This window comes from Erwinia sp. TECH1 (assembly GCF_054057575.1).
Genome location: NZ_JBSRZK010000001.1, coordinates 1,080,362 through 1,102,603 on the forward strand (window position 1 = coordinate 1,080,362; position 22,242 = coordinate 1,102,603).

Annotated in this window: 14 protein-coding genes and 2 CRISPR repeat arrays; of the genes, 10 read left to right on the forward strand and 4 right to left on the reverse strand. The window is 54.1% G+C overall.

Annotation, left to right across the window (positions count from 1 at the left end; genetic code table 11):
- Positions 1-161 precede the first annotated feature (161 nt).
- The 3 genes from ACVWZ0_RS04980 to ACVWZ0_RS04990 form a co-directional block, all read right to left on the reverse strand.
- A complete protein-coding gene (locus ACVWZ0_RS04980) occupies positions 162-1,112 on the reverse strand; it encodes a glycoside hydrolase family 43 protein (RefSeq protein ID WP_253455262.1) in 951 nt (316 codons plus the stop codon).
- Positions 1,109-2,521, reverse strand: a complete 1,413-nt coding sequence (locus tag ACVWZ0_RS04985) for a glycoside-pentoside-hexuronide (GPH):cation symporter (protein WP_253455261.1) — start codon at positions 2,519-2,521, stop codon at positions 1,109-1,111. The genes ACVWZ0_RS04980 and ACVWZ0_RS04985 overlap by 4 nt, the downstream gene beginning before the upstream one ends.
- Before the next feature lie 206 nt (positions 2,522-2,727).
- On the reverse strand, positions 2,728-4,083 hold the full coding sequence (locus tag ACVWZ0_RS04990; protein WP_253455260.1) for an amino acid permease: 1,356 nt from the start codon (positions 4,081-4,083) through the stop codon (positions 2,728-2,730).
- A 496-nt stretch (positions 4,084-4,579) separates the two neighbouring features.
- On the opposite strand from ACVWZ0_RS04990, the gene pdhR reads away from it, so the two are divergent.
- From pdhR to ACVWZ0_RS05040, 10 genes are all read left to right on the forward strand, one after another.
- Complete coding sequence (pdhR, locus tag ACVWZ0_RS04995) at positions 4,580-5,344, forward strand: pyruvate dehydrogenase complex transcriptional repressor PdhR (protein ID WP_253455259.1); 765 nt, start codon at positions 4,580-4,582, stop codon at positions 5,342-5,344.
- Positions 5,345-5,465: 121 nt separating this feature from the next.
- Entirely contained in the window at positions 5,466-8,129 is a 2,664-nt protein-coding gene (gene aceE / locus ACVWZ0_RS05000; protein ID WP_253455258.1) for a pyruvate dehydrogenase (acetyl-transferring), homodimeric type, read from the forward strand.
- A gap of 13 nt (positions 8,130-8,142) precedes the next feature.
- Positions 8,143-10,035 carry a pyruvate dehydrogenase complex dihydrolipoyllysine-residue acetyltransferase gene (gene aceF / locus ACVWZ0_RS05005; RefSeq protein ID WP_253455257.1) on the forward strand — a complete coding sequence of 631 codons (1,893 nt, stop codon included), beginning with the start codon at positions 8,143-8,145 and terminating at the stop codon, positions 10,033-10,035.
- A gap of 171 nt (positions 10,036-10,206) precedes the next feature.
- Complete coding sequence (gene lpdA / locus ACVWZ0_RS05010) at positions 10,207-11,631, forward strand: dihydrolipoyl dehydrogenase (protein WP_125289022.1); 1,425 nt, start codon at positions 10,207-10,209, stop codon at positions 11,629-11,631.
- A gap of 355 nt (positions 11,632-11,986) precedes the next feature.
- Positions 11,987-12,674: a CRISPR direct-repeat array (repeat unit 28 nt; unit sequence GTTCACTGCCGTACAGGCAGCTTAGAAA).
- Between the two features lie 388 nt (positions 12,675-13,062).
- Positions 13,063-15,660, forward strand: a complete 2,598-nt coding sequence (gene acnB, locus ACVWZ0_RS05015) for a bifunctional aconitate hydratase 2/2-methylisocitrate dehydratase (protein WP_253455256.1) — start codon at positions 13,063-13,065, stop codon at positions 15,658-15,660.
- 262 nt (positions 15,661-15,922) lie between these two features.
- Positions 15,923-16,671: direct repeats of the CRISPR family, unit length 28 nt; unit sequence GTTCACTGCCGTACAGGCAGCTTAGAAA.
- Between the two features lie 440 nt (positions 16,672-17,111).
- Entirely contained in the window at positions 17,112-17,969 is an 858-nt protein-coding gene (locus ACVWZ0_RS05020; RefSeq protein ID WP_253455255.1) for an SUMF1/EgtB/PvdO family nonheme iron enzyme, read from the forward strand.
- On the forward strand, positions 17,959-18,498 hold the full coding sequence (locus ACVWZ0_RS05025; RefSeq protein WP_253455254.1) for a carbapenem self-resistance protein CarG family protein: 540 nt from the start codon (positions 17,959-17,961) through the stop codon (positions 18,496-18,498). Before ACVWZ0_RS05020 ends, ACVWZ0_RS05025 begins: the two co-directional genes overlap by 11 nt.
- Complete coding sequence (locus ACVWZ0_RS05030; protein WP_253455253.1) at positions 18,495-19,055, forward strand: CpmK protein; 561 nt, start codon at positions 18,495-18,497, stop codon at positions 19,053-19,055. The genes ACVWZ0_RS05025 and ACVWZ0_RS05030 overlap by 4 nt, the downstream gene beginning before the upstream one ends.
- Before the next feature lie 281 nt (positions 19,056-19,336).
- Positions 19,337-19,699, forward strand: a complete 363-nt coding sequence (yacL, locus tag ACVWZ0_RS05035; RefSeq protein WP_253455252.1) for a protein YacL — start codon at positions 19,337-19,339, stop codon at positions 19,697-19,699.
- 124 nt (positions 19,700-19,823) lie between these two features.
- A complete protein-coding gene (locus ACVWZ0_RS05040) occupies positions 19,824-20,783 on the forward strand; it encodes a 2-keto-3-deoxygluconate permease (protein ID WP_253455251.1) in 960 nt (319 codons plus the stop codon).
- 133 nt (positions 20,784-20,916) lie between these two features.
- Here ACVWZ0_RS05040 and ACVWZ0_RS05045 read toward each other — a convergent pair whose 3' ends face one another.
- The gene (locus tag ACVWZ0_RS05045) at positions 20,917-22,206 is read right to left on the reverse strand and encodes a glycoside hydrolase family 28 protein (protein ID WP_253455250.1); all 1,290 of its coding nucleotides are present in this window, start codon (positions 22,204-22,206) and stop codon (positions 20,917-20,919) included.
- Between the last annotated feature and the right edge of the window lie 36 nt (positions 22,207-22,242).

Here is a 22,242-nt window from a genome sequence, read left to right on the forward strand (position 1 = left end):
CTCGATAAAACTACCCACGCTGCTGCCAATCCAGCTACCGATCCGTTTTCCAATATAGCCGGTTGCTTTGGATACCAAAGGGGAAATAACCGGGATAGTCGTCAGGTTGCCGATCGCAGCGCCAATAAACTCGCCCGCCCGGCATCAAATTAACGGCTTTGTTAATCCACGGCCGCCGGCGGTTCGCCAAAGACCGGCATGCCGTCGCTATCCCAGGTAAAGGTTTTAATGCAGGTGTGCCGGTTGGGATCGTAAAGCGGATCGCCTTCGATTTCCGTGTAGTCTCTCGCATGATAAACCAGTACGTCCTCACCCTTTTCCGTTACCGTAAAGCTGTTATGCCCCGGCCCGAACTGGCGGTTTTCCCAACTGGTTTTAAAGACCGGCTGAGGGGATTTTTGCCAGTTTTCCGCTTTCATCGGATCGGCAGCAACGTCGATCCACAGCAGGCCCATACAGTAGTTTTCATCCGTCGCGCTGGCCGAATAGCTGACGAACAGGCGGTTGCCGTGACGAATAACCGCAGGCCCTTCGTTGACGCTGAAGCCCACGCATTCCCAGTCGAACTCAGGCCGACTCAGCATCACCGGCGCGCTTTTCAGCGACCAGGGCGTTTCCAGTTCGGCCAGATAGAGATTGGAGTTGCCGGGGATCGCCGGATCTTTTTGCGCCCACAGATACCAGTTTCTGTCCTGATGCACGAAGTGGGTCGCGTCCAGCGCAAAACTGTCGATGGGCGTCACGACCTGACCGCATTCATGCCAGGCGCCGGTAAGCGGATCGTCGTCATGACAGGCGATAGCGAACATGCGGTGCTGGAACAGCCCATCTTTGATTTCTCTGGACGGCGCGGCGGCAAAATAGATGACCCAGACGTTATCAATAAGATGCAGTTCAGGCGCCCAAATCAGCTCGCTCATTTCGCCGCTGGCGTGTTTTTTCCAGACCACGACGGCTTCGGCTGCCGCCAGATCGGCTAAGGTCGCGGCGCGGCGCAGCTCAAGCCGATCGTATTCAGGTACGGAGGCGATAAAATAGTAATGCTGCCGATGGCGCAGAATAAAGGGATCGGCGCGCTGTGCAATAAGGGGGACGGGCCAGTGACTGCTCATGCTCCTGTTCCTTCTGGTTTAACCGGCGCTTTGCCGTGATGATAATCGTTAAGTTCGCGGAAATTATGGCGACGCTGTTCCAAATCCAGCTGGATTTTTTGCATCGTTGGTCGGTCAACCTTCAGCAGCCTGACCACGCCAGCGGTAATCAGATAACCGACGCCCGGAATAATGGTAAACAGCAGCGTGATGCCGTTGACGGCCAGCGGCGACTGGGCTTTCGCGCCCGCGTCGTAGCCGTAAAAAGAGAGCAGGAAGCCAACCATCGCGCCTGCTACGGCCAGGCCAACCTTGAGGAAAAACAGATTGCCTGAAAAGCTGATGCCGGTAATGCGCTTGCCGGTTTTCCACTCGCCGTAATCGTCCACGTCCGCCATCAGCGACCAGTGCAGCGGCGAAGGGATCTGATGCAGAATATTCAGCAGGAAGTACATCACCACAATCAGTACCGTAGCGTGCGGATCCAGGAAATAGAAGCCGCAGGAGAATAGCGCCAGCACGATATTGGTCCAGAAGAAGACTTTCAGTTTGCACCAGCGATCGGTCAACACTTTGGCCAACGTGCTGCCCAGCATCATGCCTATTACGCCCAGGCTGATAAACAGCGTGGCGAAATGGGTCGTTTGCCCCATGACCCAGGTGACGTAGTACATGGTAGCCGCCATGCGGATAAAGCCGGGACAGACGTTACAAAAGGTCAGCAGCAGGATGCGCACCCACTGGTCGTTTTTCCACACGTCCCGTAAATCGGATTTCAGATCGCTGTTGCTCGGTACGGCAGGATGAATGCGTTCACGCACCGTGGCGAAGCAAAAAAGGAACATGCAGAGGCCGATAAAGGCCAGCACGCTCATCGCCATCTGGTAGCCGCGCGCTTTGTCGTCGCCGCCGAACCATTCCGCCATCGGCAGCAGGGAGAGCGACAGGATCAGCGTGGCGATGCCGACCATCACAAAGCGGTAAGACTGGCAGGAGACGCGTTCGCCGGGATCGTTGGTAATCACGCCGCCAAGCGAGCAGTAAGGAATATTGATAGCGGTATAGGTTAACGACATCAGAAAGTAGGTGGCAAACGCATAGATAACCTTATTGTCATAGCTCCAGTCCGGCGTGGTAAACATCAGCACGCTGAACAGCACATAGGGCAGGGAAATCCATAGCAGCCAGGGGCGAAAACGTCCCCAGCGGCTCTGCGTTCTGTCGGCCAGCGCGCCCATAATGGGGTCGGTAATCGCATCCAGCACGCGCACGGAAAGCAGCAGGACGCCGACCAGCGCGGGCGCAAGGCCAAAGACATCCGTATAAAAATAGTTAAGGAAAAGCATGATCGCGCCGCCGATCATATTGCAGCCCGCGTCTCCCATGCCATAGCCAATCTTCTCTTTTACCGAAAGCGCCGCGCTCTTCATGGATAATCTCTCCCACAGGATGAAGCAGAGATTATCACTGGCTTAATAGTATCTTGCGCTGGCGCAAAAGGTTGCAGAGATGGACAAAACGGCTGTAACCGGAAAAGTGTGAGTAAGCTGGCAATTCGCGCGGTGAGGGCCATAAAAGGTAAGGCAGGCTGGAGGATTAGCGCGCAGTAAAAAGGGCGCCGAAGCGCCCCGGGCCATCAGGCTTTTTGCAGCCGGTTTTTTACCGCGTAGCCAATGGCCAGCACGATAATCCACGGCGGAATAAGCCATACGGAAATCGCCATGCCCGGCGTCATCGCCATAATGACCAGAATGCCGATCATAAACAGCAGGCAAATCCAGTTGCCGGCGGGATAGAGCAGCGCCTTGAAGCGAGTCTGCACGCCTTCGCGCGCTTTCGCCTGGCGGAACTTCAGATGGGCGTAGCTGATCATCGCCCAGTTGATCACCAGCGCGGAGACCACCAGCGCCATAAACAGGCCCAGCGCCTCGCCCGGCATCAGATAGTTCACCAGCACGCAAATCGCCGTGGTAGCGGCTGAGAGCGCCAGCGCCACGTAAGGCACGCCGCGACGGTCAACCTTCAGCAGCGCCTTCGGGCCGTTGCCCTGACGGGCCAGGCCGTAAAGCATCCGGCTGTTGGAATAGACGCAGCTGTTATAAACGGAGAGCGCCGCCGTTAAAAACACCAGGTTCAGCACGTTCGCCGCCAGGCTTTCGCCCAGGTCGTGGAAAATCATCACAAACGGGCTGCTGTTGGCGGTAACTTTTGTCCAGGGATAAAGCGAAAGCAGCACGATAATCGAGCCGACATAAAAGATCAGGATACGCCAGATCACCTGGTTGGTGGCCTGCGGAATGCTTTTTTGCGGGTCATCCGCTTCGGCCGCCGTGATGCCTACCAGCTCCAGGCCGCCGAAAGAGAACATAATGATCGCCATCGCCATCACCAGTCCGCCCACGCCGTGCGGGAAAAAGCCGCCGATCGCCCAGATATTGCTGATCTTCGCATCCGGGCCGCCATGACCGCTGAACAGCAGCCAGCAGCCGAACACAATCATCGCCACCACGGCGACCACTTTCACAATCGCTAGCCAGAACTCCATTTCGCCAAAGATTTTTACGCTGGTCAGGTTGATAGCGTTAATCAGCACAAAGAAGATGGCGGCGGCGGCCCAGGAAGGAAACGCGGGCCACCAGACCTGAATATACTGCCCGACGGCGGTCAGTTCCGCCATCGCGACCAGGATATAGAGCACCCAGTAGTTCCAGCCGGAAGCGAAACCGGCAAAGTTGCCCCAGTATTTATAGGCAAAATGGCTGAAAGAACCGGCAACCGGCTCTTCCACGATCATTTCGCCCAGCTGGCGCATAATTAAAAAGGCGATAAAGCCGCCGATGGCGTAGCCCAGTAAGACGGACGGGCCCGCCATTTTAATGGTTTGTGCGATCCCCAGAAAAAGGCCGGTGCCGACGGCGCCGCCTAATGCAATTAGCTGAATATGGCGGTTTTTCAGGCCGCGCTTCAGCATATCGCCCTGCTGTTGTTCCATAGTGATCCTCTTGGTCTCGTTATTGTACTAAGGGCGAGCCTTTGTCATCATTTTATTACGATAGGTGTACTTAAATGTTTACATAAGAAACCCCGCAAAAGCGGGGCTGCCTCTACTTTCGCGATAAGAATAATGATAAGCGCCGGGTAATGCACTCGCTTTCTGTTTAAGCCGGGACGGCTGCAAAAAAAACAGGTTTCGGCAACGTTTGTTTTTGTCATAAAGGATGCCTGAAGACGAATCGATTTTACTTATGACGCCGTTAATCGGGCGCCATTAACTGCCTGGTCTCCTTCAGAAAAGTTAATTTTTTTAACATTCTTTCTGACGCGTTTAACCTGTTATAAGGCATTAATTCGCGCCCGTAAAACGAGACATGCGTCTGGTTTTGCGCCGTTGCCATATAGACATCAGGTGAATACTTTGTTACTTTACGGGCTCCTTTTTGCAATTGGTATGACCAATTTACTCGGGCAAACGGCACGAAGAAGGGATGATGGCCTACAGCAAAATCCGCCAACCAAAGCTATCCGATGCTATCGAGCAGCAGCTTGAGTCCTTGATTATGGAAGGGACGCTGCGTCCCGGTGAAAAGCTCCTCCCTGAACGCGAGCTGGCTAAACAGTTCGACGTCTCCCGTCCCTCTTTGCGTGAAGCTATCCAGCGTCTGGAAGCAAAAGGCCTGCTGCTGCGCCGTCAGGGCGGTGGCACTTTTGTAAAGACTAACCTCTGGCAAAGCCTGAGCGATCCGCTGGTGGAACTGCTGGCCGATCACCCTGAATCGCAGTTCGATCTGCTGGAAACGCGCCACGCGCTGGAAGGGATAGCGGCCTACTATGCGGCGCTACGAGGAACGGAAGAAGATCTGGCACGTATCCGGGATTGCCATCTGCAAATCCAGACCGCGCAGGAGAGCGGCGACCTTGATGCCGAAGCCAACGCGGTCATGCAGTATCAGATAGCTGTCACAGAGGCGGCTCATAATGTGGTGCTGCTGCATTTGCTACGCTCAATGGGGCCGATGCTGCAACAGAACGTCCGACAGAATTTTGAATTGCTCTACTCGCGCCGCGAAATGCTGGCGAAAGTGAGCGGTCACCGCGCCAGTATTTTCGAGGCGATTGTGGCGCGCGAACCCGAAAAGGCACGCGAGGCCTCACACCGCCATCTGGCGTTTATCGAGGAAATATTGCTGGACAGAAGCCGGGAACAGAGCCGAAGAGAGCGCTCCCTGCGCCGATTACAGCAGCGTAAGGATTAACGCGTAATCATAACGCGACAACCACGAAGGGCCTGTCTCTCTGTGTTTTGCACTGAGCCAGAGGACAGAGAGACAGGCTCCAGACAATTCAACGTATTAGACACAGATAAGGAATACCCCCATGTCAGAACGTTTACACAATGACGTGGATCCGATTGAAACTCGCGACTGGCTACAGGCGATCGAATCGGTCATCCGTGAAGAGGGCGTGGAGCGCGCGCAGTTCCTGATCGATCAGGTATTGAGCGAAGCACGCAAAGGCGGCGTAAAGGTAGCGGCGGGCACTGGGGCCGGCAGCTACATTAACTCTATCGCCGTTGAGGACGAACCTGACTATCCGGGTAATACCTCGCTGGAACGTCGTATCCGTTCCGCCATCCGCTGGAACGCCATCATGACCGTTCTGCGTGCATCGAAGAAAGATCTGGAGCTGGGCGGCCATATGTCTTCCTTCCAGTCCTCGGCGACCATTTATGAAGTGTGCTTTAACCACTTCTTCCGCGCGCGCAGCGAAAAAGACGGCGGCGACCTGGTGTACTTCCAGGGCCACATTTCGCCGGGCGTTTACGCGCGTGCTTTCCTGGAAGGCCGCCTGACCGAAGAGCAGATGAACAACTTCCGTCAGGAAGTGCACGGCAAAGGCCTCTCTTCTTATCCGCATCCAAAACTGATGCCGGATTTCTGGCAGTTCCCGACCGTTTCGATGGGTCTTGGCCCAATCGGCGCGATCTACCAGGCGAAATTCCTCAAGTATCTTGAGCACCGTGGCCTGAAAGATACCTCACAGCAGACCGTTTACGCCTTCCTGGGCGATGGCGAGATGGACGAGCCGGAATCCAAAGGCGCGATCACCATCGCCACCCGCGAGAAGCTGGACAACCTGGTGTTCATCATCAACTGTAACCTGCAGCGCCTGGACGGCCCGGTAACCGGCAACGGCAAAATCATCAACGAGCTGAGCGGCATCTTTGGCGGCGCAGGCTGGGAAGTGATCAAGGTTATCTGGGGCGGACGCTGGGACGAGCTGCTGCGCAAAGATACCAGCGGCAAGCTGATCCAGCTGATGAATGAAACCGTTGACGGCGACTATCAGACCTTTAAATCCCGCGATGGCGCCTACGTGCGCGAGCACTTCTTTGGTAAATATCCGGAGACCGCCGAGCTGGTCAAAGATATGACCGATGACGAGATTTGGGCGCTGAACCGTGGCGGCCACGATCCGAAGAAAATCTACGCGGCGCTGAAAAAAGCGCAGGACACCAAAGGCAAACCTGTGGTGATCCTGGCGCATACCATTAAAGGCTATGGTATGGGCGACACGGCAGAAGGCAAGAACATCGCTCACCAGGTGAAGAAAATGAACATGGATGGCGTACGCTACATCCGCGATCGTTTCAACGTGCCGGTAGAAGATGACAAAATCGAAAGCCTGCCGTACGTCACCTTCGACAAAGAGTCGGAAGAGTACAAATATCTGCATGGCCAGCGCGAGAAGCTGGGCGGCTATCTGCCGACGCGTCAGCCTAACTTCAGCGAGAAGCTGGAGATGCCTGCGCTGGAAGACTTCCGTCAGCTGCTGGATGAGCAGAACAAAGAGATTTCCACCACCATCGCCTTTGTGCGTGCCCTGAACGTGATGCTGAAGAACAAGTCGATCAAAGATCGTCTGGTGCCGATCATCGCCGACGAAGCGCGTACCTTTGGTATGGAAGGCCTGTTCCGTCAGATCGGCATCTACAGCCCGAACGGCCAGCAGTACACGCCGCAGGACCGTGAGCAGGTTGCCTACTACAAAGAAGATGAGAAAGGTCAGATCCTGCAGGAAGGCATCAACGAACTGGGCGCAGGCGCATCCTGGCTGGCGGCGGCAACGTCCTACAGCACCAACAACCTGCCGATGATCCCGTTCTACATCTACTACTCGATGTTTGGCTTCCAGCGTATCGGCGATCTGTGCTGGGCGGCGGGCGACCAGCAGGCGCGCGGCTTCCTGGTTGGCGGCACCTCCGGTCGTACCACGCTGAATGGCGAAGGCTTGCAGCATGAAGATGGTCACAGCCACATTCAGTCGCTGACTATCCCTAACTGCATCTCTTACGATCCGGCTTACGCTTACGAAGTCGCCGTTATCATGCATGACGGTCTGGTGCGTATGTACGGCGAAGCGCAGGAAAACATCTACTACTACATCACCACGCTGAACGAAAACTACCACATGCCGGCGATGCCGCAGGGCGCAGAAGAAGGTATCCGTAAAGGTATCTACAAGCTGGAAACGGTAGAAGGCAGCAAAGGTAAAGTCCAGCTGTTGGGTTCAGGCTCTATCCTGCGTCACGTTCGTGAAGCGGCACAGATCCTGGCGAAAGACTACGGCGTTGGCTCCGATGTTTACAGCGTGACCTCCTTCACCGAACTGGCTCGTGACGGTCAGGACTGCGAGCGCTGGAACATGCTGCACCCAACTGAAGCGCCTCGCGTGCCTTACGTTGCGCAGATCATGCACGACGCACCGGCCGTGGCTTCAACCGACTATATGAAACTGTTCGCCGAGCAGATCCGTACCTATATTCCAGCCAGCGACTATCGCGTGCTGGGCACGGATGGTTTCGGTCGTTCCGACAGCCGCGAAAATCTGCGTCACCACTTCGAAGTGGACGCGTCTTACGTGGTGGTTGCAGCGCTGGGCGAACTGGCTAAACGCGGCGAGATCGATAAGAAAGTGGTGGCGGAAGCCATCACCAAATTCAATATCGATGCCGATAAAGTCAACCCGCGTCTGGCATAAGAGGTAAAGAGTAATGGCTATCGAAATTAAAGTACCGGACATCGGTTCCGACGAAGTGGAAGTCACCGAGATCCTGGTCAAGGTCGGCGACAAAGTGGAAGCAGAGCAGTCGTTGATCGTCGTTGAAGGCGACAAAGCCTCAATGGAAGTGCCTTCGCCAGAAGCGGGCGTGGTCAAAGAAATTAAAATTTCTACCGGCGACAAAGTGGAAACCGGCTCGCTGATTATGATCTTTGAATCTGCCGACGCGGCTGCGCCAGCGCCAGCCAAAGCGGAAGCAAAAGAAGAGAAGAAAGAAGCGGCGCCGGCTGCCAAAGCGGAAAGCAAAGAGGTCAACGTGCCGGACATCGGTGGTGATGAAGTTGAAGTCACCGAGATCCTGGTCAAGGTTGGCGATAAAGTCGAAGCCGAGCAGTCGCTGATTACCGTCGAAGGCGACAAGGCCTCAATGGAAGTGCCTGCGCCGTTTGCCGGCACGGTAAAAGAGATCAAAATCGCGACCGGCGACAAAGTCAGCACCGGCTCGCTGATTATGATCTTCGAAGCGGAAGGCGCAGCACCGGCCGAAGCGCCGAAGCCAGCAATGAAAGAAGAAGCGGCAGCGGCGCCTGCGGCGACCAGCGGCGCGAAAGAAGTGCAGGTGCCGGACATCGGCGGCGACGAAGTTGAAGTCACCGAGGTGATGGTTAAGGTTGGCGACAAAGTCGAAGCCGAGCAGTCACTGATCACCGTCGAAGGCGACAAGGCCTCGATGGAAGTGCCTGCGCCGTTTGCCGGCACGGTAAAAGAGATCAAAATCGCGACCGGTGACAAAGTCAGCACCGGCTCGCTGATTATGATCTTTGAAGTGGAAGGCGCGGCGCCTGCTCCGGCAGCGAAACAGGAAGCGGCTCCGGCTCCGCAGGAAGCCAAAGCGGCGCCTGCTGCGGCACCGGCTCCAGCGAAAGCGGAAGCAAAAGGCGACTTCTCCGAGAACGACGCCTACGTCCACGCCACGCCGGTTATCCGTCGTCTGGCGCGCGAGTTCGGCGTTAACCTGGCGAAGGTAAAAGGTACGGGACGTAAAGGCCGTATTCTGAAAGAAGACGTGCAGGCGTACGTGAAAGACGCGGTGAAACGCGCCGAGACCGCGCCAGCGGCTGCCGCCAGCGGCGGTGGTCTGCCAGGCATGCTGCCGTGGCCGAAAGTGGACTTCAGCAAGTTCGGCGAAATCGAAGAAGTCGAGCTGGGCCGCATCCAGAAAATCTCTGGCGCGAACCTGAGCCGTAACTGGGTGATGATCCCGCACGTTACGCACTTCGACAAAACCGATATCACCGATCTGGAAGCGTTCCGTAAACAGCAGAACGCCGAAGCCGAGAAGCGCAAGCTGGACGTGAAATACACGCCGGTTGTGTTCATTATGAAAGCCGTTGCCGCCGCGCTGGAGCAGATGCCGCGCTTTAACAGCTCGCTTTCTGAAGACGCGCAGAAGCTGACGTTGAAAAAATATATCAACATCGGCGTGGCGGTCGATACGCCTAACGGCCTGGTGGTTCCGGTCTTTAAGGACGTGAATAAAAAAGGCATCACCGAGCTTTCCCGCGAGCTGATGGCAACCTCGAAAAAAGCGCGCGACGGCAAGCTGACGGCCAGCGACATGCAGGGCGGCTGCTTCACTATCTCCAGCCTTGGCGGTCTTGGCACCACGCACTTTGCGCCGATCGTCAACGCGCCGGAAGTAGCTATCCTGGGCGTCTCTAAATCCGCGATGGAGCCGGTCTGGAACGGTAAAGAGTTTGTGCCGCGTCTGATGATGCCAATCTCTCTTTCCTTCGACCACCGCGTTATCGACGGGGCTGACGGTGCCCGCTTTATCACCATCGTCGGCAATCTGTTAGCCGATATTCGCCGACTGGTGATGTAAAAGTACTCTGGCCGGCTTATGCCGGCCTTCTTATAGCCGACTCTCGCTGTTTTAGTCGACAAGTTGTGATGGTTTGGGGCAGGTTGTTTGCACTCTGTTAACAATTCTGTAAACTCTTGCCCTGAATACGAACCGGTGGATGGATATCCGCCAGTTAACTAAGAGGTCATGATGAGTACAGAAATTAAAACTCAGGTCGTGGTACTTGGGGCAGGTCCGGCAGGTTACTCTGCGGCATTTCGCGCTGCTGATTTAGGTCTGGAGACCGTGATTGTTGAGCGTTACAGTACCCTGGGCGGCGTTTGCCTGAACGTGGGCTGTATTCCTTCCAAAGCGCTGCTGCACGTGGCGAAAGTCATTGAAGAAGCCAAAGCGCTGGAAGAACACGGCGTGGTGTTCGGCAAGCCGCAAACCGACATCAACAAAATCCGTACCTGGAAAGAGAAGGTCATTAATCAGCTGACCGGCGGTCTGGCCGGTATGGCGAAAGGCCGTAAAGTGAAAGTGGTCACCGGCGAAGCTAAGTTCACCGGCGCGAACACTATGTTCGTTGACGGCGAAAACGGCGGCACCACTATCAACTTCGATAACGCGATTATCGCTGCCGGTTCTCGTCCTATTCAGCTGCCGTTTATTCCGCATGAAGATCCACGTGTGTGGGATTCCACCGCCGCGCTGGAGCTGAAAGAAGTGCCTGAGCGTATGCTGGTCATGGGCGGCGGCATCATCGGCCTGGAAATGGGTACCGTTTATCACGCGCTGGGTTCTCAGATTGACGTGGTTGAGATGTTCGATCAGGTGATCCCTGCGGCCGATAAAGACGTGGTGAAAGTCTTCACCAGGCGCATCGAGAAGCAGTTCAACCTGATGCTGGAAACCAAAGTGACCGCGGTAGAAGCCAAAGAAGATGGTATCTACGTCACGATGGAAGGCAAAAAAGCGCCTGCTGAACCACAGCGTTACGACGCGGTGCTGGTGGCGATTGGCCGCGTGCCGAACGGTAAAGGTCTGGATGCCGGTAAAGCGGGCGTGGAAGTGGACGATCGCGGCTTTATCCGTGTCGATAAGCAGATGCGTACCAACGTGCCGCACATTTTCGCTATCGGCGACATCGTTGGTCAGCCAATGCTGGCGCATAAAGGCGTGCACGAAGGCCACGTAGCGGCGGAAGTGATCTCCGGCAAGAAGCACTACTTCGATCCAAAAGTGATCCCATCTATCGCCTATACCGAGCCGGAAGTTGCCTGGGTTGGCCTGACCGAGAAAGAAGCGAAAGAGAAGGGCATCAGCTACGAGACGGCGACCTTCCCGTGGGCGGCATCAGGCCGTGCTATCGCTTCCGATTGCGCAGACGGCATGACCAAGCTGATTTTCGATAAAGAGACGCATCGCGTGATCGGCGGGGCCGTTGTCGGCACCAACGGCGGCGAGCTGCTGGGCGAAATCGGTCTGGCTATCGAAATGGGCTGCGACGCCGAAGATATCGCGCTGACTATCCATGCTCACCCGACGCTGCACGAGTCGGTAGGCCTGGCGGCGGAAATCTTCGAAGGCAGCATCACCGATCTGCCAAATGCGAAAGCGAAGAAGAAGTAAGCGCTAAAAGCATTCGAAGCGGCTCCGAAAGGGGCCGTTTTTTTATCTCCTTTCCGCGTCATTTTTCTGATTAAACGCCTGCAAATACTCAATAAAACAGCGCAGCGCCATTCCTTTGATGAAAAATGCAAGACTTATAGTGTGCAGGGTTATCCGATTATAACTGCGTTTTTTGCCACGAAAGTGGGTAGCAGGCCGCGGATGAGTTTAAAGCAGGGCGCTGAAACCCTTTTTTTGAGGGGTATTTCAACGGACTGTTTTATAAGGAGATTAAGTAATGGATGAAAAAGAGGGGTTTTATCGGGTTTTGGTCAAAATTCTTTTAACATAAGTGCGTTATGTTGTATCGCCAACTGTTCACTGCCGTACAGGCAGCTTAGAAATCAAGGAGACGGCTATGCCAGAAAAAGGACTTGTTCACTGCCGTACAGGCAGCTTAGAAATGACAGATCTATTGCAGCAGAGAAAAACCTGTGTTCACTGCCGTACAGGCAGCTTAGAAAGTCTACCACGCCGCTAACGGCATCAGCAGCACGTTCACTGCCGTACAGGCAGCTTAGAAATTAACCGGCGGGGAACCCCGCCGGATATTATTGTTCACTGCCGTACAGGCAGCTTAGAAATTAATTGCATCTTCACCGCAATAGAAAGAGCCGTTCACTGCCGCACAGGCAGCTTAGAAAAACAGTTCTGTACGCAGCCTGGCATGCTCCAAGTTCACTGCCGCACAGGCAGCTTAGAAAGATAGCAGTGCCTGGATTTCAGTAACCAGGCTGTTCACTGCCGCACAGGCAGCTTAGAAAGCTGGAATTCGATCTGGAGAGAGTGCGAACAGGTTCACTGCCGCACAGGCAGCTTAGAAATCAAGACAAGGCCATACCGGCCCGCTCAGTGGGTTCACTGCCGCACAGGCAGCTTAGAAAAACGAGGGTTTCAAAATGTTCAATTCAATCTCGTTCACTGCCGCACAGGCAGCTTAGAAAATACATTCGACCACGCGCCGCTGATTTGGATCGTTCACTGCCGCACAGACAGCTTAGAAATGTAGGCTCAAGGGGCCGCAGGCGTTCCCTTTATTATTCACTGCCGTATAGGCAGCTCGGCCGTCCCAATTAATATCCCGTCCTGCTATCCCTATAACGGCTAGTTAATCCACCGCCACGCTCGCAATACAAAAAGTGCGGATAACCAGGCAACACGGTGCAGTTGCCGTCCCCGCAAGCCGCTTAAAAGGCCTTTCCGGTCGAGTAATCCGTGCCTGATCCACTCTGTTAATGATGTTGCTTTTTTGTAAACAGATTAACACCGCATCAAAATCCTGCTATGCTGGCCCTCGCGAAACCGGGCACCTTACCCTACAGAAAAGAGCGCAAAGCATTTGCGATAAGCCTGAAGGCGCCCGGTCATTACACTGTGAGCGAGGAGAACGTCGTGCTAGAAGAATACCGTAAGCACGTTGCCGAGCGTGCTGCCGAAGGGATCGTTCCTAAACCATTAGATGCTTCCCAAATGGCCGCGCTGGTTGAACTGCTGAAAAACCCGCCAGCGGGTGAAGAAGAATTCCTGTCCGATCTGTTGATTAATCGAGTTCCGCCGGGCGTTGACGAAGCGGCCTATGTAAAAGCCGGATTCCTGGCTGCTGTCGCCAAAGGCGAAGCGACCTCTCCTCTGGTTACTCCTGAAAAAGCGATTGAACTGCTGGGCACCATGCAGGGCGGCTACAACATCCATCCGCTGATTGACGCGCTGGATGACGAAAAGCTGGCGCCGATTGCCGCTAAAGCCTTGTCCCACACGCTGCTGATGTTCGACAGCTTCTACGACGTAGAAGAAAAAGCCAAAGCCGGCAACCCACACGCAAAACAGATCCTGCAATCCTGGGCAGATGCCGAATGGTATCTTTCCCGTCCGGAGCTGGCGGAAAAAATCACCGTCACCGTGTTTAAGGTCACCGGCGAAACCAATACCGACGATCTTTCTCCTGCACCTGATGCCTGGTCACGCCCGGATATCCCTCTGCACGCGCTGGCGATGTTGAAGAATGCCCGCGAAGGCATCGAGCCGGATCAGCCTGGTGCCGTTGGCCCGATCAAACAGATCGAGGCGCTTCAGGCCAAAGGCTTCCCGCTGGCTTATGTCGGCGACGTAGTCGGCACCGGTTCTTCCCGTAAATCCGCCACCAACTCGGTGCTGTGGTTTATGGGCGACGACATCCCTTACGTGCCGAACAAAAAAGGCGGCGGCGTGGTGCTGGGTAACAACATTGCGCCAATCTTCTTCAACACGATGGAAGATGCTGGCGCGCTGCCAATTGAAGTGGATGTGCAAAACCTGCATATGGGCGATGTTATCGACATCTATCCTTATAAAGGCGAAGTCCGTAACCACGAGACGGGCGAAGTGTTAGCTAACTTTGCGCTGAAAACTGACGTTCTACTCGATGAAGTTCGTGCGGGTGGTCGTATCCCGCTGATCATCGGTCGCGGTCTGACGACTAAAGCTCGTGAAGCGCTGGGCCTGCCGCAAAGCGACGTGTTCCGTCAGGCGAAAGACGTGGCGGCAAGCACGCGCGGCTACTCGCTGGCGCAGAAAATGGTTGGCCGCGCCTGTGGTACGGAAGGCGTGCGTCCGGGCGCATACTGCGAACCAAAAATGACTTCCGTGGGTTCGCAGGACACCACCGGCCCAATGACCCGTGACGAGCTGAAAGACCTGGCCTGCCTGGGCTTCTCTGCCGATCTGGTGATGCAGTCTTTCTGCCACACGGCAGCCTATCCTAAGCCGGTTGACGTCTCTACGCACCACACGCTGCCGGACTTTATTATGAACCGTGGCGGCGTATCGCTGCGTCCGGGCGACGGCATTATCCACAGCTGGCTGAACCGTATGCTGCTGCCGGATACCGTAGGAACAGGCGGCGATTCGCACACCCGTTTCCCAATCGGCATCTCTTTCCCGGCCGGTTCCGGGCTGGTGGCGTTTGCGGCGGCAACCGGCGTGATGCCTCTGGATATGCCAGAGTCCGTGCTGGTGCGCTTCAAGGGCAAAATGGAGCCGGGCATTACGCTGCGCGATTTGGTTCACGCCATTCCGCTGTATGCCATCAAGCAGGGCCTGCTGACCGTTGAGAAGAAGGGCAAGAAAAACATCTTCTCCGGCCGCATCCTGGAAATCGAAGGCCTGCCGGATCTGAAAGTCGAACAGGCGTTTGAGCTGTCCGATGCGTCCGCCGAGCGTTCTGCGGCTGGCTGTACGATCAAGCTGGGCAAAGATCCTATTATTGAATACCTCAACTCCAATATCGTGCTGCTGAAGTGGATGATTGCGGAAGGCTACGGCGATCGCCGCACGCTGGAACGTCGTATTCAGGGAATGGAAAAATGGCTGGCGGATCCGCAGCTGCTGGAAGGCGATGCGGATGCGGAATACGCGGCGGTTATCGAAATCGATCTGGCTGAAATCAAAGAGCCAATCCTGTGCGCGCCAAACGATCCGGATGATGCTCGCCTGCTGTCGGACGTGCAGGGCGAGAAGATTGACGAGGTCTTTATCGGTTCCTGTATGACCAACATCGGTCACTTCCGTGCCGCCGGTAAGCTGCTGGACAGTCATAAAGGCCAGCTGCCAACGCGCCTGTGGGTGGCTCCGCCAACCAAGATGGATGCGGCGCAGCTGACGGAAGAGGGTTACTACAGCGTCTTTGGCAAGAGCGGCGCGCGTATCGAAATCCCTGGCTGTTCACTGTGCATGGGTAACCAGGCACGCGTGGCGGACGGTGCGACGGTGGTTTCCACCTCAACCCGTAACTTCCCGAACCGCCTGGGCACCGGCGCGAACGTTTATCTGGCTTCAGCAGAGCTGGCTGCGGTCGCTTCGCTGTTGGGCAAACTGCCAACGCCGGACGAATATCAGCAGTTTATGGCGCAGGTTGATAAGACGGCGGTGGATACTTATCGCTATCTGAACTTCGATCAGCTGAGCCAGTATACGGAGAAAGCCGACGGCGTGATTTTCCAGACTGCGGTTTAAATCCTCAATAAGCGTTATTCAGAGCCGAATAGCGCTTTCGCGGTAAATAAAAGTCCGGGGCTGTTTTCAGTCCCGGATTTTTTATGGGCGTAAATCAGAGGATCGTATGAAGGAATCAGGCAGGTTCTTTGAAACCCTTTTTTAGAGTGGTTATTTAATCTATTGATTTTAAGTGGTTTTAATGAAGGGCTAAAAAAAGGGTTTTTACCCGAGATAGGTCAATTTTCCCTGCAATACATGATGTTAAACTGAAAGCGTTACTGTTCACTGCCGCACAGGCAGCTTAGAAATGCGTACCGGTTGCCACTGGCGCATCCGTGGTGTTCACTGCCGTACAGGCAGCTTAGAAAAGGCGAGCATAAAACGTGTCGTTAGTAGCAATGTTCACTGCCGCACAGGCAGCTTAGAAATGAGCGCAACTAACAGGGTGTTCAGTTAAATAGTTCACTGCCGCACAGGCAGCTTAGAAAAAGCCATTTTTTAACGAGCGGCAGCCGCATGAGTTCACTGCCGCACAGGCAGCTTAGAAAAGCAGCACGCCGGAAGTGTTCGCGCCGCTGGGGTTCACTGCCGTACAGGCAGCTTAGAAACACACGCAGCACGCCTGGCACATTTTCTATGGTGTTCACTGCCGTACAGGCAGCTTAGAAACATTGCGAAACGCGGCTGAAAAACAGGTCGTTGTTCACTGCCGCACAGGCAGCTTAGAAATGCCGCAGGGCCTGGATGCTGAAATCATGAGCGTTCACTGCCGTACAGGCAGCTTAGAAATCAAACGAGGGCGAAAAAGAGGAAGTAGCCAGGTTCACTGCCGTACAGGCAGCTTAGAAAGCCAGGTTATTGCGGTACTGATGGAGCTGGGGGTTCACTGCCGCACAGGCAGCTTAGAAAACGTAGCGCCAGTCGTGCAGCGCGATGCCGCAGTTCACTGCCGCACAGGCAGCTTAGAAAATTTCGGTTACGCAGCTTTTAAAGCGCTCAGTGTTCACTGCCGTACAGGCAGTTTAAAATCAGGGAATGATACGCATCCGCCATTTTTATCCCTAAGCACCACTCTTACCCTCCTATGGCAAAAGTGAACGCCAGGAGACATTTCTGTGCCCCTTCAGATAAGCCGCTACCTTGCCGTCCATTTAAAAAGGAAAATAGTGTAGCGGCAAACGCTCAGGAAAAATAACGTCGGATAAAAGCGCAGTCCAACAAGAAAAGATAATATAGATGTGGGCTGAAAACTAAAGCTGACTTATGCCGACAAACCACGCATTGCCTGTTTATAAATTAGCGCATGATAAATCACTACGCAAAAAAAATGATACAGCGTCTCATTATTTTTCAGGAAGGGCAGGTAAGCGCATAACCTTCCTTTTAAAGACCAGTTCGGTTATTGTGGGAATGTCCCTATACTGATTTTAAAAACATCCTGTAACTATCTTCTGATATGTCGAGGCTCAATGAACATCCTGGCAAGAAATCTCATCATCTTTCTATGCTTCTTTTCTTATAAGGTTTTTGCTCAACCCGATATCTCTGAAGTTTTAATAAAGGGCGGTGATTATTACGTAGGCGACGCTTTTGGCAAACACGACTATGCACAGCATGCCAATGCAAAAATAAAAAGCTTTTACATCATGCAAACCGAGGTTAGCTACGCGCTTTATCAACAGATCTATGCGTGGGGGCAGAATAATAACTATTTGTTTAACCCCGGCTGCAATGGCGCTATTTATGAAGATTGTCGCGAGCCTGATTACGAACAGGGAAAGCATCCGGTAACTAATATCGAATGGGGCGATGCCGTTGTCTTTGCCAATGCGTTAAGCGTGTTACAGCATTTGCAGCCCGTCTATCTGACGAACAAAGGAGCTATTGTCTATAATGTTGAAGAGACTGACAACCTGCATGAGGACAGCCACGCAGACGGTTATCGCTTACCTGATATTAATGAATGGCAGGTAGCCGCGCGAGGCGGAGAAAAAGCAGTAGCCAAAGGTCGCTATGGCAATCGTTTTTCTGGCAGTGACAGAGCCGACAGCGTTGCCTGGTATCCACCGTTTAACAGTCAGCAATTTGGCACGGCCAAAGTAAGTTCGTTAAAACCAAATGATGCGGATATTTATGATATGAGCGGTAACGTCTATGAATGGATAAACGACAAAAGTGAGACGGCAGGCGTTGCCATGCACTATTTTTGCGGAGGAAGCTATATTGCCCATTCTGCTTCCCTGGCAAGCTGTGACTCGCATAGTGCAAAATTCGTCATGTCTGATATCGGTTTTCGCCTGGTCAGGAATGCCGTCAGTGAAAAATAAATTTTTACTGATGGGTCTGCTTTTTTCAGGATTCGCCAGCGCTCAGGCTGAATACGTTTCTTTACACAGCGGGCAGAACGTTATTGATATTAATGCCGATGGTCTGAAAGATATTTTGTTTATCGCGGATTATGACAATAACACGTCTCATCCCAGCCAGACGATGAATGTTTTTATAAAAAATAAGCAGGGTGGTTACAACAGCGTTCCCTGCCCGCAGGCCAGCGGTTTTACATGGGCCGATATCAGGCTTTCCGCCTCTGGCGTTAAAATATATGATTACAGATTGCTCGTTTACCACAACGGATATTCTGTAGTTAGCGCTGAAAAATTCGCTACTGATAATGATGGCAGCGACGTATTGAACTCAGGCCTGGTCAGGATAAATCGCTATGTTATAACGGAAGGGGAAAACGATCCGGGCGTCCCTGCGTTTCAATGGAGCCTGGCGGGAAGCTACATCACCAAAGAAAAATTCAACGACGTGGACGAAGCGCTTAAAAATATTAATATGGATGAGTTTAAATGAAAGCAATTATCATGCTGGCGGCAGCGTTATTTACTGTATCTTGTCATGCCAGTAACGCTGGCGTGAATGATAATAACTATAAAGCGGCGATACAGCAGGCATTAGATAACCAGCCGCCACTTTGTCTTGGCGAGAAAACCTGGCCAGCCGTTACAAATACGCAGGGCTATAGCTGGATAAATGCAAAAATGGAGGCGTTAAAAGAGGCCGGTCTGATTACTAAAAAAACTACAGGCGGAAAAATAGACTGGCGGCTGACCACATACGGCCAAAAAGCTTTCAACCAGTCCGGTGACTTTTGCTACGGTAATTTTAAGGTTAGTAAGATAACCGATCTCAATCATCATAACGATGGCACGGTGACCGTTGATTTTACCTACCAGATAACCGCTTTACCCGCATGGGCTAAAAACAAAGCCGTCAGAGTGGCCTATACCGATCTGGATAATGACGTTATGGGAATAGGCCATGCCAGATATGAAATCGTTTTCCGAAAAGAAAATTCAGGCAAGCTGGTGGTGCTTTCTCCACCTTCGCAGCTCGATCTACTTTACTGAAGCTAATTAATCCAATGTTTTTAGCCCTTTTCTGTATGCCGAACGGCCCGAAGTTTAGTGTATATGCATTATAGCGAGTTTATCTTACGTTCCCGGACAGAGCCGCCCGAGCGGTTGATCATACGTCTGCCGTTTTTGCGAGATCGTTGTTTCATTTCTTCTCTCTTTCCTTTTCTTTGGCCCTTATGCTGCGATAATAGAAAGGTTAACCCGTTCACAGGAGCGGGCCGGCGCAGGCGGCAGATTGAGGCCGCAGCCCGGTAAGGTCAGAGGAAAGCAGTATGGAATATGAATTTTTACGCGACGTTACCGGCACGGTAAAAGTACGCATGTCGATGGGGCATGAAGCTATCGGCCACTGGTTTAATGAAGAGGCAGCGGACAATTTAGCGCTGCTGGATGAGGTAGAGGCCGCCGTCGCCGAAGTGAAAGGCAGCGAGCGCCAGTGGCAGCGCGTGGGCCGCGAATATACGATCTGGCTGGATGAAGAAGAGGTGATCGTGCGCGCCAATCTGCTCAGTATTGAAGGCGACGAGATGGAAGAGGGCATGAGCTACTACGATGAAGAGAGCCTGTGCTTCTGCGGCGTCGAGGATTTTCTGGCGGTGATTGTCGCCTATCGCGGTTTTCTTCAGGGGTGTTGAACCGTCTTCTTTGACATTTTTTAATCAATCTGGATGCTTTTATCTGCGATCGTGATCGTTTTTATTCACTTTTGATTCATTAGAATCAAACGGGGGGATAACCTTAAAACGAGGCAGGATGCTGATGAAACTGAAAAGGATGATTGAGAAAATTCCCGGCGGCATGATGGTCGTGCCGCTGGTTGCCGGAACCACCCTCAATACCTTCGCGCCACAGCTGCTGGAAATCGGCGGCTTCACCACGGCCTTGTTTAAACAGGGCGCCGCGCCGCTTATTGGCGCTTTTTTAATCTGCATGGGGGCCGGCATCGGTTTCGGCGCGGCACCTCGCGCCATTCTTCAGGGCGGCAGCATTACGCTGGTTAAGCTGCTCGTCGCGGTGGCGCTTGGGTTTGCTGTCGATAAGTTCATGGGGGCGGAAGGCGTTTGGGGGCTGAGCAGCGTAGCGATTATTGCCGCGATGAGCAATGCCAACGGCGGTCTCTATGCGGCGCTGGTCGGGGAGTTCGGCAGCGAAAGCGATATCGGCGCGATCCCGCTGATGACGTTAAGCGATGGCCCCTTTTTCACGCTGATTGCGTTGGGCGCGGCCGGTATGGCTTCCGTCCCGCTGATGGCGCTGGTTGCCGTGATCGTGCCGCTACTGGTCGGCATGATGCTGGGGAATCTTGATGCCGATATGCGGCAGTTTCTTACCGCTGGCGGGCCGCTGCTGATCCCCTTCTTCGCTTTTGCGCTGGGCACGGGGATCGATCTGGCGATGCTGATTGAAGGCGGCCTGGCTGGCGTCGCGTTGGGCCTGCTGACTACTTTTTTCGGCGGCTTTTTTAACGTTCGTATCGATCGCCTCGTTGGCGGAACGGGAATAGCAGGCGCCGCGGCCTCCAGTACGGCGGGGAACGCGGTTGCCACCCCGTTGGCAATTGCGCAAGCCGATCCTTCTCTTCTGCACGTGGCTTCCGCCGCTACGCCGCTGATTGCCGCTTCTGTGATCACCACGGCCATCCTTACCCCGTTATTTACCTCATGGATAGCCAGGCGCAACGTCCGGCAAAGCGTTGCCGCCCAAAAGGTCGAGCAATAGACAGGCTGAGGGATGCAGGGCAGGCGCACGTTTTGCCGTTAAGTTTTTGCGGCCGCAACGCAAATCCGGTGCGCCCGAGGATTATTGCAGCAGGCCGGATAAGATGCGGGGATGATGTGCATCCCCATCAGGCTTACCGTTCGTAAGCGTCGTTTTTTTCCAGCGTAACGGCGGGGGCATCCACGCTAACCTGTTCAAAGCTCAGCTTATTCACGCCAGCGATTTTGCCGAACTCCTGCGCCTGCAAGGTAATATGGCTGAAGTGCAGCCGTTCGATCGGACGTTCCTCTGCGCCTTCGATAAAAAATGCGCGAGAGAAATGGTGCGGCGCGGTTAAGCGGCCGGTAACGTGAGAAATAGTGATATTTTCAACCCGCGTCAGGCCGTCTGTCCCTTCCACGCCTTCGCTGAGTTTGCGCCAGTGCGGGGGGCTATCCTCACCCACCTGCTGGCCGTAGCTGTACTGCGGAAACCAGTTAAGCTGCATCATAAAGGGATAGCTGACGTCTTCCAGCCGCAGATGGCGCACGGTAATATTCCTGATCCAGCCGCCGCGATTACGCGCAGATTTGATGCGAAAACCGACGCCGGTGCCAAAAAAGCGGTTATGTTCAATCAGCACATTTTCGATCCCGCCGGACGTTTCGCTGCCCAGCGTAATGCCGGAGCCTTTATGCAGTTCACAGTCGCGAATAACAATATCGCTCGTCGTTTTTGCCAGTCGCTGCGCTTCCGCGCCGCGTCCCGATTTGACGCAGATATTATCGTCATTGCAGGAAACCACGCATCGTTCCACGCGAACATGCTCGCACGAATCGATATCAATGCCGTCGGTACTGGGACCGGTCGCGTTACTCACCCGCAGATCCTGTAAAAAGACCCGATGCGAATAGCAAAGATGAATATTCCAGAAGCCGGATTCGCGTGAATGAAAACCGTTCAGCTCTACCGCTTCGCTCTGGTAAACCACCACGTTGCGCGGGCGCTCGCATTCGTAATCCACTACCCAGCGCAAGCCCTGCCGACTGTATTCCGCCAGCATGCCGCCGTTTTCATCCTCGCCCCAGAATTTATGCCACCAGACCGCGCCCTGGCCGTCAATCGTGCCCGCGCCCGTGATTTTCACCGCCTGACACCGGTTGATATTAACGATCCCCGCCGGCCAGAGCATATCAATACCGGCAACGCGGGTGGCGATTTTAGGGTAATCCTCCAGGCGCTGGCTGCCGAGCAAAACCGTGCCTTCAGCCAGTTCCAGCGTCATCTCGCTTTTTAAAAACAGCGAGCCGGTAAGATAGCGTCCGGCAGGGATAAGGACGCGGTCGCCCGCCGCCGCCTGGTTGATGGCGCTTTGTATCGCGCCGGTTGATAAGGTTGTTCCATCAGGTACCGCACCGAAATCCAGAATATTCAGGATCGCCATGTTTTTTCCTTTCCATGCTGAATAAAAAACAGGCAG